The organism is Flavobacterium sp. N3904 (assembly GCF_025947305.1).
In the GTDB taxonomy this organism is placed as follows: domain Bacteria; phylum Bacteroidota; class Bacteroidia; order Flavobacteriales; family Flavobacteriaceae; genus Flavobacterium.
On record NZ_CP110009.1, the window covers coordinates 2,328,858 to 2,347,459 of the forward strand.

Annotated in this window: 18 protein-coding genes; 5 read left to right on the forward strand and 13 right to left on the reverse strand. The window is 34.6% G+C overall.

Translation table 11 applies throughout. From position 1 onward, the window contains the following. Positions 1-76: 76 nt before the first annotated feature. Positions 77-730 (forward strand): NUDIX hydrolase, encoded by a 654-nt coding sequence (locus OLM57_RS09800; protein WP_264563514.1) that lies wholly within the window; start codon positions 77-79, stop codon positions 728-730. 99 nt (positions 731-829) lie between these two features. Beyond that, positions 830-1,639 (forward strand): lysophospholipid acyltransferase family protein, encoded by an 810-nt coding sequence (locus tag OLM57_RS09805; RefSeq protein ID WP_264563515.1) that lies wholly within the window; start codon positions 830-832, stop codon positions 1,637-1,639. 27 nt (positions 1,640-1,666) lie between these two features. On the opposite strand, the gene OLM57_RS09810 is transcribed toward OLM57_RS09805, so the two are convergent. The 3 genes from OLM57_RS09810 to OLM57_RS09820 all read right to left on the reverse strand — a co-directional run bounded on the left by OLM57_RS09810 (position 1,667) and on the right by OLM57_RS09820 (position 4,118). Next, positions 1,667-2,320 (reverse strand): hypothetical protein, encoded by a 654-nt coding sequence (locus OLM57_RS09810; protein ID WP_264563516.1) that lies wholly within the window; start codon positions 2,318-2,320, stop codon positions 1,667-1,669. Beyond that, entirely contained in the window at positions 2,317-2,820 is a 504-nt protein-coding gene (locus OLM57_RS09815) for an RNA polymerase sigma factor (RefSeq protein ID WP_264563517.1), read from the reverse strand. Before OLM57_RS09815 ends, OLM57_RS09810 begins: the two co-directional genes overlap by 4 nt. 236 nt (positions 2,821-3,056) lie before the next feature. Further along, complete coding sequence (locus tag OLM57_RS09820; protein ID WP_264563518.1) at positions 3,057-4,118, reverse strand: DUF3810 domain-containing protein; 1,062 nt, start codon at positions 4,116-4,118, stop codon at positions 3,057-3,059. 150 nt (positions 4,119-4,268) lie between these two features. Here OLM57_RS09820 and OLM57_RS09825 point away from each other — a divergent pair, with 150 nt between their 5' ends. Continuing rightward, positions 4,269-5,735, forward strand: a complete 1,467-nt coding sequence (locus OLM57_RS09825; protein ID WP_264563519.1) for an aminoacyl-histidine dipeptidase — start codon at positions 4,269-4,271, stop codon at positions 5,733-5,735. A 49-nt stretch (positions 5,736-5,784) separates the two neighbouring features. Here the strand turns inward: OLM57_RS09825 and OLM57_RS09830 are convergent, their stop codons facing one another. From OLM57_RS09830 to OLM57_RS09865, 8 genes are all read right to left on the reverse strand, one after another. Beyond that, entirely contained in the window at positions 5,785-5,907 is a 123-nt protein-coding gene (locus tag OLM57_RS09830; protein ID WP_264563520.1) for a hypothetical protein, read from the reverse strand. 90 nt (positions 5,908-5,997) lie between these two features. Continuing rightward, a complete protein-coding gene (locus tag OLM57_RS09835; protein WP_264563521.1) occupies positions 5,998-7,290 on the reverse strand; it encodes a DUF389 domain-containing protein in 1,293 nt (430 codons plus the stop codon). Next, positions 7,283-7,642 carry a DHCW motif cupin fold protein gene (locus OLM57_RS09840; RefSeq protein WP_264563522.1) on the reverse strand — a complete coding sequence of 120 codons (360 nt, stop codon included), beginning with the start codon at positions 7,640-7,642 and terminating at the stop codon, positions 7,283-7,285. The genes OLM57_RS09835 and OLM57_RS09840 overlap by 8 nt, the downstream gene beginning before the upstream one ends. 65 nt (positions 7,643-7,707) lie before the next feature. Then, positions 7,708-8,856: an acyltransferase family protein gene (locus OLM57_RS09845; protein WP_264563523.1), complete on the reverse strand. Its 1,149-nt coding sequence runs from the start codon at positions 8,854-8,856 to the stop codon at positions 7,708-7,710. A 243-nt stretch (positions 8,857-9,099) separates the two neighbouring features. Then, on the reverse strand, positions 9,100-12,441 hold the full coding sequence (gene secA, locus OLM57_RS09850; RefSeq protein ID WP_264563524.1) for a preprotein translocase subunit SecA: 3,342 nt from the start codon (positions 12,439-12,441) through the stop codon (positions 9,100-9,102). Between the two features lie 85 nt (positions 12,442-12,526). Next, entirely contained in the window at positions 12,527-12,748 is a 222-nt protein-coding gene (locus OLM57_RS09855; RefSeq protein ID WP_007138072.1) for a DUF2795 domain-containing protein, read from the reverse strand. A 183-nt stretch (positions 12,749-12,931) separates the two neighbouring features. Continuing rightward, positions 12,932-13,501: a cob(I)yrinic acid a,c-diamide adenosyltransferase gene (locus OLM57_RS09860; RefSeq protein ID WP_264563525.1), complete on the reverse strand. Its 570-nt coding sequence runs from the start codon at positions 13,499-13,501 to the stop codon at positions 12,932-12,934. A 61-nt stretch (positions 13,502-13,562) separates the two neighbouring features. Next, the gene (locus OLM57_RS09865) at positions 13,563-14,249 is read right to left on the reverse strand and encodes an ABC transporter ATP-binding protein (protein WP_264563526.1); all 687 of its coding nucleotides are present in this window, start codon (positions 14,247-14,249) and stop codon (positions 13,563-13,565) included. A 311-nt stretch (positions 14,250-14,560) separates the two neighbouring features. On the opposite strand from OLM57_RS09865, the gene OLM57_RS09870 reads away from it, so the two are divergent. Continuing rightward, positions 14,561-15,235 (forward strand): DUF6565 domain-containing protein, encoded by a 675-nt coding sequence (locus tag OLM57_RS09870; RefSeq protein ID WP_264563527.1) that lies wholly within the window; start codon positions 14,561-14,563, stop codon positions 15,233-15,235. 193 nt (positions 15,236-15,428) lie between these two features. On the opposite strand, the gene OLM57_RS09875 is transcribed toward OLM57_RS09870, so the two are convergent. Both OLM57_RS09875 and OLM57_RS09880 read right to left on the reverse strand, forming a co-directional pair. Next, on the reverse strand, positions 15,429-16,058 hold the full coding sequence (locus OLM57_RS09875) for a carbonic anhydrase (protein ID WP_264563528.1): 630 nt from the start codon (positions 16,056-16,058) through the stop codon (positions 15,429-15,431). 32 nt (positions 16,059-16,090) lie between these two features. Continuing rightward, the gene (locus OLM57_RS09880) at positions 16,091-16,870 is read right to left on the reverse strand and encodes an O-methyltransferase (protein WP_264563529.1); all 780 of its coding nucleotides are present in this window, start codon (positions 16,868-16,870) and stop codon (positions 16,091-16,093) included. 175 nt (positions 16,871-17,045) lie between these two features. On the opposite strand from OLM57_RS09880, the gene OLM57_RS09885 reads away from it, so the two are divergent. Further along, positions 17,046-18,596 (forward strand): SDR family NAD(P)-dependent oxidoreductase, encoded by a 1,551-nt coding sequence (locus OLM57_RS09885; protein ID WP_264563530.1) that lies wholly within the window; start codon positions 17,046-17,048, stop codon positions 18,594-18,596. Positions 18,597-18,602 lie beyond the last annotated feature (6 nt).

Below are 18,602 nucleotides of genomic sequence, written 5' to 3' on the forward strand. Positions count from 1 at the left end.
GTTGTTTAAAATTTGTTTGACACTAATTTCTAAAGTATATTTAGATATTATTTTGGTGCAAAAATAACTTTTGATTATGGATTTTCAAGATTTTTTACAAATTGTTCCTCATTTGGATGCTGTAAATCTTCCTGGCGAGGACGCGCATAACATTATGGTGCCAAAAGAACGTCTGGAAAACATGAAATCCATCAATATGGAACTTGTCAAACCAAAGAAAGCAGCAGTAATGATGTTGTTTTATCCCAAAAATGGAATGACACATTTGGTTTTGATTGTTAGAAATTCGTACAAGGGTGTTCATTCCTCTCAAATCGCTTTTCCGGGTGGCAAGTATGAAAAAGAAGATCTTGATTATGAATATACTGCTTTACGCGAAACCCATGAAGAAATTGGGGTTCATCCCAGCAAAATACAAGTGCTAAAGAATTTTACACAATTGTATATTCCACCAAGTAATTTTATGGTTTATCCTTTTTTGGGCATTTGCAGAGATGAAATATTTTTTTATCCTGATCCTGTCGAAGTAGCCGATATAATTGAATTGCCATTAACTACTTTTTTAAGTGATTCCATTGTTGTTAATACAGAGATGACCACTTCTTATTCCAACTCTATTGAAGTTCCAGCATTCAAAATAGAGGGTCACATTGTTTGGGGGGCAACCGCAATGATGTTAAGCGAATTGAAAATTGTTTTAAATTCTGTTTTGAAAAAAATCAACTTCTAAATAGGTTATTTTTGTTAAAAGCATTCTTTTTTAATATTTAAAAAGGAAAAAAAATCGTAATTTTGCAGTCCCAAATTTAAAAACAAACAAAAAAATCTTATGGGATTATTTAAGCGAAATCCTTTTGGACACATACTATTTATAAAAAAATGGTTGATTCGAATCTTCGGATTTATTAGTCATAGACGTTATCGCGGGTTTAATGAATTGCAAATTGAAGGGTCAGAAATCATTAGAGCATTGCCAGATACAAACGTACTTTTTATATCCAATCATCAAACCTATTTTGCAGATGTTACGGCAATGTTTCATGTATTCAATGCTAGTTTGTGCGGACGTGAAGATTCAATAAAAAACGTTTGGTACATGTGGAATCCAAAATTGAATATGTATTACGTTGCTGCCAAAGAGACCATGAAAGCAGGTTTACTGCCAAGAATTATGGCTTATGCTGGTGCAATTACTGTTGAAAGAACTTGGCGTGCCAAAGGAGAAGATGTAAAAGAAAAAAGGGATGTCAATCCAAACGATACCGAAAACATTAAAATCGCTTTAGAAGATGGTTGGGTAATTACTTTTCCGCAAGGAACGACCAAATCTTTCAAGCCTGTTCGCAAAGGAACAGCACATATTATTAAACAACACAGACCTATTGTTGTTCCTATTGTTATTGATGGATTTCGACGTTCGTTTTGCAAAAAAGGACTGCGTATGAAAAAGAAAGGGATTCTTCAGTCATTTATTATAAAAGAGCCTTTAATAATTGATTACGATAATGATACCATTGAAGAGATTGTTGAACAAGTAGAATATGCAATCGAGCAGCATCCTTCTTTTCTCAAAGTAATACCCGCTGAGGAGTTGCTAGAACAAGAAGAGTTGAACAAGAAAAGACAATGGGAATACTAAAAAAAAAAGAGGCAATTGCCTCTTTTTTTATAGATCTATTTTTTTTAATTCTTCGTAATTTTTGTGCAGTCTTCTGAGTAATATTCCATAAATCAATTTATAGATTAACCAAAAGGCAAAAGTAAAAACAGCTGTAGCCAAAATTAATACCACCATCGATATCAAAGCAATGTTCAAGGGCATTTCGGGATGGATTGTTCCATTTTTGGAAGCTCCATGAAGATAACCTTCATAAAACATATACCCTCCAAAAACAATAAACAACAAGGCAAAAGAGGTCAGGTTGAAAGCAATATATTGTTTGACAACAGTTCTCGTTTTCAAAATGGTTGACAGTAGTTGTTTGGTATTATCATCCACAGATATTTTTCGATACATCGAATAAAACTTATAGATAAAGAAAAAGATTACGGCATATAGAATTACCGAAGCGGCAATATAATAGCCATATATCCCTAAACTTTTTATCAGTTCAACATTCCTTTCATCATATTTTGTACAAGAGATCATTAAGCCCAGAACCAATCCCAGCCCAAGTTCAAGAACACTCACAATAAAAATCCACTTCACAATTGAAGATGATCTTTTATGAATCATTTTGTAAATTTCATTTTCCGATACCTGCTCAAAAGAAGCTGCGTTCTTTTTCCAGTCTTTTTTTAATAAATCCAACTCTTTCATACGCCTAATGGATTTAATATTTTTTTTAATTTCCCTTTTATTCGATTCATTTTTACCCTTGCATTAACTTCACTAATCCCCAAAGTTTCCGATATTTCGGTGTAATCCTTATCTTCAAGATACATAAACACCAGTGCTTTTTCAATATCATTTAGCTGATAAACCGCTTCATACATCAATTTTAATTGTTCTTCTTCCTCGTAATTATATTCTATATCATGCGCAAAATGCTGCCTTCCTTCGTATTCAACAGTAGCAATATTACGCTTACTCTTTCGATACAAAGTAATTGCCGTATTCAAGGCCACACGGTACGCCCAAGTCGAAAATTTACTGTCTCCACGAAATTTAGGAAAAGCCTTCCACAACTGAATCGTGATTTCCTGAAACAAATCTTTGTGCGCATCTTCACCAGCAGTATACAATCGACAAATCTTGTGAATTATATTCTGGTTTTCTTTAAGTTGCTTGACAAAGGAATGTTCTAAATTTTCACTCATATTCCATTAGTGCGACAATAGTCTGTTTTGTTACAAAACATTTAAATATATAGATATAATTTGGAGCACAAATCTATTAGTTAGAAGAGCATCAGTCCCGCTGTACGCTATATCTTTTTTAAGGCTATGAAAAATAGCCTAAAAAAAGGATGACGCTTCCATCGGGGCTACTCCAGAAATTTAATTTTTCAGAAGGTCTTTCCAAAATAGAAAACCCAAAAGCCACAACCCAAAACTCACAGCGGTCTCTCTTTGTAATAATTCACCATCAAATTCACAAACTTACTGTAACTATCCATCCCGTCTTTTTGCTGATTCATTTTTAGGAAACGATCATAAAAAGCATGAAACCCCGTTTCTATTGGAGTTTGGTATTGTTCCCAGAAATCTTCACTCTCTTTATAGTTTTTCAAAATACCGGGATGAACCGTTTTTAGTAACTGCTTTAATATCTTTTCGTTTCGTACCTGCCAATTGTTCAGGCAATAACGCAAAGCCATGCTGTAACCAGCATATTGAATGTAGGGATTGTCATTTTTTATAGAAGACAGAAAACCAATAAAATTACACTCACTCTCACTCGCATACCCCATTTGATGGGCCATTTCGTGATTGGTAGTCATCGGAAAACTGTACATCGGACCTAAATAATTCACCTGTGCCTCATTGGTAAACGGATTCAGATAACCGCCAAAACCCATATAGGTGAGGGGCAAACTGAAAAGAGATTTTTTGATGCTTAAATGTGAATAAGTGAAAAAATCGTATTCTCGAGACAGATTTTTATATCCATTCAGATTCATTTCAAAAACTTGGTTTTGAGAATAGGGAAATACTACTTTCAAACTATCATTTTTTGTAATCTGAGTTTGAATCGCATTTGTTTTGGCAATTAACTTTTTGGTAAAAGTCAATAAATCGGCATCGGTATAATCTCTTTCAATAGACATTTTTTCAAACAAGGGTTCGCGATAATAATTCAATGCCCAAAGAATATGAAAGAAAAAATAAAACACGGATAAAACACTCAAAACAGTTAATAGATTATTTTTCCAATTGAGTTTCCAAGATTTTCTATTTTTCCAAAACCATTTTAAAGCAAATAAAATCAGTATAAAATAAATACAATCACCTACCGAAAATGGAATTTTGCCCAAAATGATTCTAGAAAATTTGGAAGTATAAACATAAATTCCATTACTGTAAAAACGTTCTACAACTTCCGGAAAAAACTGAATGATTTTTAGGAGTAGGATTTGAATCAATAATAATATGGGGAGAATATAACTGCGTTTCATTTTTTAATTAATTGTATTGGGTAAAGTAACAAATTTTGACGGGATTATTTATTTCAAAATAAATTAAATCTTTTATAAAACTAGCTTAGTAGTTTGTAACTTTGATGTTTTATTATTTTAAACCTTTTTAATTAAAAAATATACAATAGAATGAGTCAAGAGATAAGAAATCTAGAACCAAAAGCACTTTGGAACAAATTTGCCGATTTGAATGCGGTACCTCGTCCTTCCAAAAAAGAAGAACGAGTAATTGAGTTTATGAAAAACTTCGGTAACAGTTTGGGACTGGAAACTTTTGAAGATGAAATCCGCAACGTGATTATCCGTAAACCAGCTACTCCAGGAATGGAAAACCGAAAAGCACTTGTTTTGCAAGGACATTTGGATATGGTACACCAAAAAAATGCCGAAACTGTTTTTGATTTTGACACCCAAGGAATCGATATGTATGTAGATGGGGATTGGGTTCGCGCCAGAGGAACAACTCTTGGTGCCGATAACGGTCTTGGTGTAGCAACGATTATGGCAATTTTAGAAAGCAAAGAGATTCCGCATCCTGCTATTGAAGCTTTATTTACTATAGACGAAGAGACTGGAATGACGGGTGCTTTGAATCTAAAAGGAGGAATTCTAAAAGGTGATATTTTATTGAATTTGGATACCGAAGAAGATGATGAAATTGGTATTGGATGTGCCGGTGGAATCGATGTTACTGCCACTGCCGAGTATGATGAAGAGCAAACGCCAGAAGGTTCTGTAGCTTATTCTATAAAAGTAAAAGGATTAAACGGAGGACATTCCGGAATGGATATTCACAAAGGTTTAGGGAATGCCAACAAAATCATGAACCGTTTATTATTCGATGGTTTTGATAACTTTGGATTGCAAATTTCTGAAATTAACGGAGGAAGTCTTCGCAATGCAATTCCTCGCGAAAGCACCGCTAAAGTAATCATCGCAGCTGTTTATGACGAAGCTTTTGTATTTGATATGCAACAAATTGTAAACGAAATCAAAGCGGAGTTTCAAACGACAGAGCCTAATCTTGAAGTGGTTTTCGAAAAATTAGATGCTGTTCCTAAAACGGTAATGCCATCAATTGCTCAATTTTATTTTGTTCGATCGATGTACACCGCTCATAACGGCGTTTATAGAATGAGTGCCGATTTTGATAATCTAGTGGAAACTTCCAATAATATTGCCAAAGTAGTAGTAGGTGAGGGGAAACTTTCGGTACAGTGTTTGACACGTTCTTCAGTAGAATCGTCCAAATTTGATATGGCAAATGCCTTGCGTTCTGCATTTGAATTGATGGGTTGCGAAGTGGAATTCTCAGGATCATACCCGGGTTGGTCACCAAATCCTAAATCTGAAATATTAGATGTTCTGGTTTCTATTTATGAAAAACAAAATGGAGAAAAACCAAATGTAGCCGCTTGTCACGCAGGATTGGAATGTGGAATTCTAGGAACAAATTATCCGGATATGGATATGATTTCTTTTGGGCCAACCATTCACGGTGCGCATTCTCCAGACGAAAGAGCCAGTATTTCTTCGGCTCAAAAATACTGGAAATTTGTATTGGAAATTTTAAAAAATATTCCAGTTAAAAATTAAGGAGTAATTAAAATACAAAAACCCTCGTTTAGCAATAAACGAGGGTTTTTCAATAGCAATAATTAGTCCCTTTTTGGGCTGTTTTTCTTTTCTCTCTTTTCTTCCTTTTTTCTTTAGCGGTTTTAAGAGGCTCTTTTTTGACTGTTTTCTTTGCGTCTTGACTTTTTGCCATGATGATATGTTTTTATTTTTATCTTTTATTAATTATTTTAAGTAAATATAAAAAAAATAATTGATTTTTTTAGGATTTACAACCAAATCATTATTGCTGTTTATAGACTTCAACAGAGTCTTTTTCCAGACGTTGTTTGAGCCATAGGATTAGTTTTGTTTTAGATTTACTGTCCAATTCTTTCTCACTTTTATAAAGAATTACAGGGATAGATTTGTCCTTGCTGCTATATTGGGTAATGGATAAAGTTTTAATTTCCGGGAATAAGAGTATTGACTCTTTGCTTACTTTGATATTGTTCGATTGATAATCGGCTATTTTTTTCTGTAAATTGAGTATCAATTGATCTTTATTGTCTCCTGTCTTTTTATGATTGTCAATTGTGTTCAAAATATCATTTTTCAAATCAAAAGTATCTTGTTTAATCAATAGTTGTGTATTCAATAAATCATAGTCTTTTAATTTTTGATTTAAGGTTTTAATTTCTAAAGGATTGAATTTTTTTGCCAAAAAGGCCAGTTCAATAATTTTTGGATTGCTGTTGTAATCTGTTTTTTTATAAATAAGAGTAAAATCTTTTTGAGGAAACTCATTTTCGATAAAAGCCTCAGTTCGTTGTTTGTATTTTTTTTCGTCAAATAAACGATAAGCAAAATAAACACTTGGAACAATCATAATTATCAAAAGAGCTGTAATACCTTGTTTGACTTGTTTTTGACGTTTCAAATCGATTTGCTTGACGATAGGATAATTCAAATATTTGACAATGATAAAAGTGGCAATACAGATAAAAACACAATTGATGGTGTATAAATACAATGCACCTCCAAAGAATAAATAATTTCCGGTTGCCAATCCATAACCAGCAGTACACAAAGGAGGCATTAAAGCCGTTGCAATGGCAACACCCGGAATCGGATTTCCTTTTTCGACACGAGTAACAGCAATCACACCAACCAATCCTCCAAAAAAGGCAATCAAAACATCGTAAATATTAGGAGAGGTACGAGCTAATAATTCAGATTGGACTTCCTTAAATGGACTTATATAAAAATAAAGAGTCGAAACAATTAGACTGACAATTGTTGCTATTGCAAGGTTTTTGATGGATTTTTTGACCAATTCAAAATCATACATTCCTAATCCAAAACCAGCACCGACGATAGGCCCCATTAAAGGAGAAATCAACATAGCTCCAATAATCACGGCAGTCGAATTGACATTCAATCCTACCGAAGCGATAACTATGGCGCAAGCCAAAATCCATAAGTTAGAACCTCGAAAAGAGATATTGGCAATAATGTTTTCCAACACTTTTCTTTGGTCTTCTTCGCCTTTTTGAAGATCGATGAAGTTTAAAAACTTCCGTATAATTTTATTCATCTTGATTCTCTTTGTTTGATTTTAAAAATGCGCCATCAATAATTAATAAAGTTGCCTTAGTAACGGTTCTGGAGCGATGCGAACTCAAATCATCCGAAACAATATAAGTCATTCCTTTTTTAAGTTTGAAGGTTTCTCCATTTTCTGATTCACTGCTAAATTCACCTTCCAGGCAATGCACAATATGTCCTTTCTGGCACCAGTGATCTGCCAAATAGTTTTCAGAATAGATTACTTTACGGATTCGGAGACCATCTAACTGGATGGTTTGCCAATAGGCTACACCAGTAGTTCCTATATGCTCTGTCGTTTTTATTTTGTCCCAATCTATAGTTTGGAAAGGAATGTTCATTTGAATTATTTTTTATGTTTTTTTCTAATGTTTGAATTTTTTTTGCAGGTTTTTAAAATTCTCTATTATTCAGGGCGTGAATTTATTATTGCAAATCGTTCCTTTAGTTTCAAAAAGGGGCGCTCAAAATAGCGATACGATAAACCAGCCAGAGCAACGGTAAATGCAAAAACAAGTATCGTTCCAATAATAGATAGTGCCATTGAAGAAAATTGAAATGGTAAAAGCACTCCTTCCCAATACGGTTTAAAATTATTAAAAATAAGATGAAAAACGAGAGAGTGAAACATATATAAACCAAAGGAAATACGACCCAAATAGACAAAAATCTTTGGGATAAATTTTTCCTGCGTTCCCAATATAGTTATAAAAAATAGAATTGAACCTCCCAAGACCAGCAACCAACCAAGAATTGCTCCAGTAACAGTTGGATGTCCGTCATAACTTTTTACCCCAAATCCATAAACAGCAAAAAACCAGCAAGTCAAGGCAACGAAAAAGAGAATTAAGCGAATTGGTATTGTCCATTTTGGTATTCGTCCTTTTAGGAAAATCGCCAACAAAGCACCACCAGCAAAAAACTGAAATTGGAAAAAGCTATTCAGCCATTGTCCGCTTTCGCCACTGTACTGCAATTTGGCATAATAAATACATAGACCGTACGATAGCACTAGCAAACCAATGCTAACTTTGGTCAATATTTTTCGTCCTCCCATTTTGGTTAATAACGGAATCGCTATATAAAATTGTTCTTCTACAGCAATGCTCCAAAGAGGATCTATTGGCCCACCAATCCAGCCAAAATGGAATATATACCAGTTTCCATAAAAAAATAGAAAGGCGAACCAAGCCGAAACCTTATTGGTTGCGATGTCAGGTATAAATTGCCCAAGGATTATTAATCCAATAAATACCGCAAAATAAAGTGGCCAGATCCTTAATATTCTTCGAGTATAGAATGATTTTATATTGATTGTGTCCGTTTTTGTTAATTCCCGAAGCAACAGTTCTACTATTAAAAAAGAACTCAGCAGAAAAAAAATAGGAACACCAAATGCCCCGGCTGTACAAAAAGTATAAAATATTGGTTGTGTTTTTTGATCGACAGGAACATAGTCCATAAAATGAAAAAAGAAGACACAAATAAAGGCAAAAAATCGTAATGCATCAAGTTCTGGTCGATAGAAACGGGTTGTAGTTGGTGTTTTGGTCATTATTTTTTTTAGGTGGTTTAGGCTAGTTTTCTTGTTGATAAATCTTAAATTAAATCTAGAAAATACTTCAATTCAAAATATTTTTGTCAGGTTAAACAGCTATGAATTTTTATTATACATCAAATATAAACTTATTTTATATAGATTTTTGAATGTTTTGTAATTTCTGGCTATTACATTAAAGTGTAAAAAAAATCCCCAACTACTTTCGTAATTGAGGATTCAAATCAAAATTTGTTTTTTTTAAGAAACCAAAACCCAAGCTCCGCTAGCGATTAAACTTTCGGCTTTCTTAAATTTCATTTCTTGTGTTTGCCCATTGGCAACATTTTGGATTGTAACTGTATCGTTACGATTTATTTTTGGCTGGTCGCGAACGATTGTTTCGGTAACTTGTCGTTGTTGGGTTTGCCCAGCTTCATGATTGTCATTTTCACTATTTGGAATTTCGTCTTTGCTCAATTTGTAATCTTCTTTTTGGCGTACGACTCTGGCTTCTTCAATAACAGGCGCGTTTTGCGCAGGTAAATCACCTTTAAACAAAAAGGATATTACTTCTTTATTGACATTGTCAAGCATAGAACGGAACAAATTGAAGGCTTCTAATTTGTAAATAAGCAATGGATCTTTTTGTTCGTGTACAGCCAATTGAACCGATTGTTTCAATTCGTCCATTTTGCGTAAATGTTTTTTCCAAGCTTCGTCAACAATTGATAAAGTAATGTTCTTTTCAAAATCGGCTATCAGTTGATTTCCTTCCGTTTCGTAGGCTTTCTTTAAATCGGTAACTACATTAAACATTTTGATTCCATCGGTAAACGGAACTACAATACGTTCAAAATGATTATTTCTGTCCTCATAAACATTTTTAATGATAGGAAATGCTTCTCTGGCACTTCTTTCTGTTTTTTGAGTATAAAATTCTAAGGTTGCTTTATACAATTTACCTGTGATTTCAATTTCGGTCAATTTAGAAAAATCTGCTTCAGAGATTGGTGATGTGAAAGAGAAATAACGAATAATATCAAATTCAAAATCTTTGAAACTATTTCTTGCTTTATTCACGTCAACGATCAATTCGCAAGTATCATAAAGCATATTGGCAATATCCAATTTTAAACGTTCTCCAAACAAAGCATGACGACGACGTTTGTATACTACTTCACGTTGCGCATTCATTACATCATCATATTCCAATAAACGTTTACGAACACCAAAGTTGTTTTCTTCTACTTTTTTCTGCGCACGTTCGATAGATTTGGTCATCATAGAATGCTGAATCACTTCGCCTTCTTGTAATCCCATTCTATCCATCACTTTGGCTACTCTTTCAGAACCAAACAAACGCATTAAGTTGTCTTCTAGGGAAACATAAAACTGAGAACTTCCGGGATCTCCCTGACGTCCGGCACGACCACGTAACTGACGGTCGACACGACGTGAATCATGACGTTCTGTACCTACAATTGCCAAACCTCCAGCTGCTTTTACTTCAGGAGTTAGCTTGATATCGGTACCACGACCCGCCATATTTGTTGCTATTGTTACCACTCCTGCTTTTCCGGCTTCTTCCACAATTTGTGCTTCTTGTTTGTGCATTTTTGCATTCAATACGTTGTGGGTTACACCTCGCATTTTCAACATTCTGCTCAATAATTCTGAAATCTCAACCGAAGTTGTACCAATAAGCACTGGTCTTCCTGCTTTAGATAATTCAGTTACATCCTCGATTACAGCATTAAACTTTTCACGGGTTGTTTTATAGATATAGTCTTCTTTGTCTAATCGGGCCATTCCTCTGTTGGTCGGAATTTCTACTACATCGAGTTTGTAGATTTGCCATAACTCACCTGCTTCAGTAACAGCCGTTCCGGTCATACCACCTAATTTGTTGTACATTCTGAAATAATTCTGAAGTGTAACGGTTGCAAATGTTTGGGTAGCCGCTTCGATTTTTACGTTTTCTTTGGCTTCAATAGCTTGGTGTAAACCATCAGAATAACGACGACCATCCATGATACGACCTGTTTGCTCATCGACAATCATAATTTTGTTGTCCATGATTACATACTCTACATCTTTTTCAAATAAAGCATATGCTTTCAAAAGCTGTGTCAAAGTATGAATACGCTCGCTTTTTATTCCAAAATCCTGAAATAACTTTTCTTTTTCTTCAGCTTCTGCATCTTTGTCTAGTTTTTTCTTTTCGATAGCTGCAATTTCTGTTCCAATGTCTGGAAGTACAAAAAAGTCAGCATCTGTATCTCCGGAAAGGAATTTGATTCCGTTATCAGTCAATTCAACCTGATTGTTTTTTTCTTCAATTACAAAATACAAAGCCTCGTCAACTTTTGGCATTTCGCGATTGTTGTCCTGCATATAAGAGTTCTCTGTTTTTTGAAGCAATTGTTTGATTCCTTCTTCACTCAAAAACTTAATTAACGCTTTGTTTTTAGGCAAACTTCTGTAGGCTCTCAATAATAAGAAACCACCATCTTTGGTATTTCCTTCTTTGATTAATTTTTTGGCTTCAGCCAGAAAACCATTTGCCAATTGACGTTGTAACGCCACCAAATTTTCAATTTTTGGTTTCAATTCGTTAAATTCATGGCGATCTCCTTGAGGAACCGGACCAGATATAATAAGTGGAGTTCTTGCATCATCAATCAAAACTGAATCGACCTCATCGACAATCGCATAATTGTGTTTTCTTTGTACCAAATCTTCTGGCGAATGCGCCATATTGTCTCTTAGGTAATCAAAACCAAATTCGTTGTTGGTACCGTAAGTAATATCAGCATTATAAGCATTTTTTCTTCCCTCAGAACTCGGTTGGTGGTTGTCGATACAATCTACAGTTAAACCATGGAATTCGAATAAAGGTGCTTTCCAGGTACTGTCACGTTTGGCCAAGTAATCATTTACCGTTACAAGGTGCACACCGTTTCCAGTCAAGGCATTCAAGTATAATGGTAAAGTAGCGACCAATGTTTTACCTTCTCCGGTTTGCATTTCGGCAACCTTTCCTTCATGCAATACCATTCCGCCTATTAATTGAACATCATAGTGAATCATGTCCCAAGTAATTTCTTTACCTGCGGCGTTCCAAGTGTTTGCCCAAATAGCATTATCGCCATCTAGGGTAATATAACTTTTTGTAGCCGAAAGCTCTCTGTCTTTTGCAGTAGCGGTTACGGTAATTTGTGTGTTGTCTTTAAAACGTCTTGCTGTTTCTTTTACTACGGCAAACGCTTCAGGAAGAATTTCCATTAACGTTTTTTCAGAGATATCGTAGGCTTCTTTTTCAAGAGCGTCAATAGCGATGTATATATCTTCACGTTTGTCGATATCTTCAATGCTTTCAACTTCAACTTGAAGCGCAGCAATTTTGGCATCCTTTTCGGCACGCGCTTGTTTAAGTTTTTCTTTAAAAAAAACGGTTCTAGCTCTTAATTCATCATGTGATAATGATTGTAATGTGCTTTCGAAAGTTTTTATTTTGTTTAAATAAGGTTGTAAAGCTTTGACATCTTTTTGGGATTTATCACCAACAAAGACTTTGATAATACTGTTTATGAAACTCATGATTTATTTTTATTTCTATTTAATATAACTGTGTAAATTTAAACAAAAAAAAAGCCTCTTTTGAGACTTTTTCTTGGTTTACTTTTTAATATTCATCCTCGTTCCAAAGATAATCTTCGTCGGTAGGATAATCTGGCCAAATTTCTTCCATTGATTCATATATCTCGCCTTCGTCCTCAATAGACTGAAGGTTTTCTACTACTTCTAATGGAGCTCCTGCTCTAATAGCGTAGTCAATAAGTTCGTCTTTGTTAGCAGGCCACGGTGCATCGCTTAAATATGATGCTAATTCTAATGTCCAATACATATTTGTCGATTTAGTTTTGTGCAAAAATAAATTTTTTACTGAAAAAGACAAGTAAAAAACCATTTATTTTTAAAAAAAAGTTAAGAACGTTTTTTCAGACAACAGATTTAGGATAACAGATTTCAGATTTGAAACTAAAATTCTTTTCTAAAATACAGTAAACTACCATCTGCAAACTGGATACTATTTTCTTGGTATCCATTTTACTTCGTCAGCGTTTAAATCAAGAGACAATTTTCGTGCCAATACAAAAAGATAGTCAGAAAGTCGGTTTAAGTATTTAATGGCTATTTCGGCAACAGGTTCATTATGACTTAAATGGACAGCAAGGCGTTCTGCGCGACGGCAAACGCAACGCGCAATATGACAATATGACACAGTTTGATGTCCTCCAGGTAAAACAAAGTGCGTCATTGGCGGAAGCTTTTCTTCCATCGTATCAATTTCGTTTTCTAATAATTCAATATCAGATTCCAAAATTCCAAGTTTTTTTAAACGAAGTTCTCCATTTTTCATAACCTCTTTTTCTGGAGGAGTAGCAAGAATGGCTCCTACAGTAAACAATCGATCTTGTATCTCGATCAGAATTTCTTTGTAGTGACTGTTTATTTCCTGATCGCGAATTAATCCAATATAAGAGTTCAATTCATCGACTGTTCCATAACTTTCGATGCGTGCGTGATCTTTTGGTACACGAGTACCTCCAAAAAGGGCTGTAGTTCCGCCATCTCCGGTTTTTGTATATACTTTCATTTCTGTTGTTTAATCGGTTAATCGTTTAATCGGTTAAACAAATAACGATTAAACGAATAAACTATTTAGTAGTATCGCTTTCAATCAATCCATCTCGCAATCGAATAATTCTGTGAGCGTAAGCGGCAATTTCTTCTTCGTGAGTTACCAAAATTACAGTGTTTCCCTGAGCATGAATATCACCAAAAAGTTTCATGATTTCCAAAGAGGTCTTACTGTCCAGATTTCCAGTTGGTTCATCGGCAAGAATAATCGATGGTTTGTTGACCAATGCTCGAGCAATAGCTACACGCTGGCGCTGTCCTCCAGAAAGTTGATTGGGTTGGTGGTCCATTCTGTCGCCAAGATTGACCTGATTTAACACTTCGGTAGCACGGGTGTTTCTTTCGGATTTGGAATGACCCGCATAAATCATTGGTAAAGCCACATTGTCAAGTGCAGTAGTTCTTGGTAAAAGATTAAATGTCTGAAAAACAAAACCAATTTCTTTGTTTCTAATTTCGGCCAGCTCATCATCTTTCATATGACTCACATTTTTACCGTTTAAAATATAGGTACCCGACGTAGGAGTATCTAAACAACCTAATAAATTCATCAATGTAGATTTTCCAGATCCAGAAGGTCCCATTAAAGCTACATATTCACCTTTGTTAATTTCTAAATCAATGCCTTTTAGTACATACACTATTTCATTTCCTAGTACAAAATCTCGTTTGATATTGGTGATTTTTATTAATGGGTTTTTCATTAGAATTTTAGATTGTAGATTGTTGTTTTTCGATTTTAAAAGTACAAAAACTTTTGAATTACTCATAAGTAGATTGAATTTGATTTTTGTTACAATTTTAGGATTTAATATCATTTTTTGTTGTTGATTATTCCAAATAAAAAGGATGGTACAAAATATGTTTATTGCTTTTTTGAAACTTGGTGAATTAACAGAGTGTTTTTAGTTTGTTTCATAATATTTTTGATTATTTGTATAATTACTTCATATAAATTAGATATAATACTACTGGGGCTACATTTGCTAGTGTAATGTTTAACAAATCAAAAATTATGAAAACTAGAAAATTATTATTGGGAATGGCCTTAATTGCTTTAGGATTTTCGTCTTGTAAAGATGAGAAAGAAATGCAAGCAGAGAAATCAGTTGAAACATATGTCGTTTATGTGGATTCATTAGGAAATATGGATTCTACCTCTGTTAAAGGTAACTGGCAGTCTATTGAAACTACATACGAGTTGAGAAATACTGAAGCTGAAAATGCTTTGGCAAATTTGAAAGATAATGTAAAAGCGCAAGAACGTATCAATGCAAGTAGAGCAAAATATGAAGAATTGAAAGCAAAAATGGATGCTCAGGTAGAAGCTGAAAATAGAGCCGTGATAGCTGCTAGCCCAAAACAGCAATTGAGAAATACATTATTTGGCGAGGGAAAAGTGGGGAATGACATGAATTTCAATTGGGTAAATGCGAATAATATTCTAAGTGTTTATCAATTATTTGTGGATACAGCTCAAAAAAATAAAGACAGTTATACGCGTGAGGATTGGGATGAAGTAAAATTGATGTATGAAGCTTTGGATAGCCGAAAAAATACAGTTGAAAAAGAAGGGCTTACCTCAAAAGACAATATGAAAATTTCTGGATTGAAATTGAAATTTGCACCTATGTATACATTGAACAGAATGGGAGCCAAATCGGATGAGATGTCTAAAGCAAAAGAATAATTAATTATTAATTCAAACTGAAAAATGACAATCAGCGATGGTTGTCGTTTTTTTTAAATTTAATTTCAATTACTTGTACAATTCATTTTAGTAGGCAAGTCTAATTAAAAACAAAAGATTTGGTTATTTAAAATGGGAATTGACAGTCATGGGGGTGACTGTCTTTTTTTGTTTTATATAAATGAATTCTAGATTAGTTTGATATTTTGTAAATCTTTCTAATATCTTTCAATATTTCGGTAAAGTTGATATTTAAATCAATTAATTGTCCGCTATGAATATCAAAAACCCATCCATAAACTTTTAAATCCCGTTCATTATTTGCTTTTTGAACTTCGGCTGTTTTGATGATATTGATGCATTGTTCCTGTACATTCAATTCTACCAACTTTTTATATTTTTCATTTTCATTAGTTATCGCATCCAATTCTTTCTGGTGAATGCGATATACATCACGAATATTTCTCAACCAAGGATTTAAAATCCCCAAATCCGATTGTTGCATAGCTGCATGCACGCCACCGCAACCATAATGCCCACAAACAACTATGTTACTTACTTTTAAATGAACTACCGCATAATTGATCACCGACATCGAGTTGAGATCTGTATTAGGAACCATATTGGCAATATTCCGATGCACGAATACCTCACCGGGTTCTAATCCCATAAGCTCTTCGGCAGAAACGCGACTGTCTGAGCAACCTATATAAAGAAATTCCGGAGATTGCCCTTTTGACAATTTTTTAAAATAATCCTTGTCAATCTTAAGCTGTTTAATAATCCAATTTCTATTATTCTCAAAAATTTGTTTGATATCCATGCTGTGATTTTGAAATTTAAATATACAAAAACCTAGGTTCTGATTACAAAATGCTGTTTGGGTTGTTCGTATCGAAAGAAAACCAGTCCCCATTGAAAAGTATCAATGCTTACAGTAACTTTCGGGTGTTTTCTTATAATATCCCAAGCTTCTTCCATTTCCTTGGACCAGTGAATGTCATCAAATATCCATACTGTTTCGTTTGCAGTGGTTGGTAATAACAATTCGAAATAGTCTAAGGTGGCTTTTTTGGAATGGTTCCCGTCGAAATATATCAGATCGCAGATTTTAGATTTTAGATTGCAGATTTCTAAATAACTATTAAATTCAGTAATAATAGATTTGACATTACTACAGTTAAATTTTCGCAATTGTAATTGAGCCTTTTTTGCTGTTTCTGGACAGCCTTCAAGCGTTGTGATTTTTGCTTTCGAATTTCCCAACGAAAGGGCAGAAGTGGCCAATCCTAACGAAGTTCCAATTTCCAATATCGTTTCGGGTTGAAAATAATTGACAATTCGATACAAAAGTTCCGCACGTTTGGGCGAAATTCCCGCTGTTTTCACAATTTTGGCAATTGGTCTGGTATTTGATTTAAAAACCCGAGAACCTGCACCAAAATCAGAAACTTCAATGGTGTTTTTGTTCTGTAAAAGTTCATTTCGGTAGTTTTTTAAAATGTTATATTCTGGTTTGAATTCCTTGTCATAAAAGCATTTGGTCAATAAATTAAAGACAAATGGAGAATGTACAGCGTGTTCATTTTTAGAATGCCAAAGAAATTTGAGATAGGATTTGATTTGAAATAGCATAAAAATTCAATCACAGTTTTGTAAAGAGAGGACGAAGATACTAAAAAGTTAAATAGTGAGAAGTGAATATAAAATTAGAAGGATTCAAGGATGACACTATTTACTATTTTACATCTCACTTTAAAGACTATATTTGCGCGCTTGGAATTTGTACCAAGAATAGCAAAGAATTATAATGATGACGGAAGAAACGGAAATTAAAAGTGCAGTAACATTGGAAAAAATAAACCAATGCATCACTATTTTGACACAACTGAATACAGATACAGATCAAATTTTTGAAATACCCAAAGAACAAAGAATTGCTCTAATCAAAGCAGCAGGACAATTTTCGCGTCCCGACCGTGATGAGTTTACAAAAAGAAAAAAAGACGGAAAAGCAGTTGCCAAACGCAAACAGGAAAAGAAAGACAGAACAGCTCGTAAAGAAACCGGAATCCGTTCTGCTCGCGAAGCAAGTATATTTGTAGCGCCAAAATTATTGGCTGTAAATGATCTTATTGATAAAGAACAGTTGGAACTTGAGACGCCTAGAAAGTGTTACGTATGCAAAACAGAGTTTACCAGAATGCATCATTTTTACGATTCAATGTGTTCCGAATGTGGCGATTTTAATTATGCCAAGCGTTTTCAAACAGCGGATGTAAAAGGGCAAATTGCCGTGATTACAGGTTCTCGATTAAAAATTGGTTATCATATTACTTTAATGCTGTTACGAGGTGGAGCCACGGTCATCGCAACGACTCGTTTTCCGGTGGATTCCGCTTTGCGCTTTGCAAAGGAAGACGATTTTATGGAATGGGGACATCGCTTGAAAATTCATGGATTGGATTTGAGACATATTCCGAGCGTGGAGATTTTTTGCAATTTTATAGAGCAAAAATACGGTCGATTGGATATTTTAATTAATAATGCGGCGCAAACGGTAAGACGCCCAGCAGGATTCTATACGCATTTAATGGAAAACGAAGAGCGGCCAATAGCGACTTTGCCAAAATCGGCTCAGGAATTATTATTGGACCATGCCAATTGTTTGGATGAATTGAAAGTATTGACAACAGGCTTTTCATCTAATGAAAATATGCCAGTCACTTGGCACGGACCCGAACCTGGAATTGGTTTGAGGGCTTCCGCCAAATTATCTCAAATTCCATATTCTTTTGATAATGCTTTGGTTGCAAAGGAAGTTTTTCCTGAAGGAGAACTCGATGCCGATTTGCAACAAGTAGATTTGAGAAAAGTAAACAGCTGGCGTTTGAAATTGGGGCAAATTGAAACCACCGAAATGATTGAAGTGCAGTTGGTGAATTCGGTAGCGCCATTTGTATTGTGCAATCGTCTTTCGGAAGTGATGAAGAAAGACAAAACAGGTAAAAAACATATTATAAATGTTTCGGCTATGGAAGGGAAGTTTTACCGCGATTTTAAAGAAGACCGCCATCCGCATACCAATATGGCCAAAGCTGCACTCAATATGCTGACACACACCGCTGCTGGTACTCTTGCAAAAGACGGAATTTTTATGAATGCCGTTGATACGGGTTGGGTAACCGACGAAGATCCTGCAGAACTGGCCAAAAGAAAACAAGAAGAACAAGATTTTCAACCGCCACTAGATATTGTCGATGGTGCTGCACGTGTTATGGATCCGTTGTTTGACGGTATTAATACAGGAAAACACTGGTGCGGGAAGTTTTTAAAAGATTACAATCCTATTGCTTGGTAAAGCCTA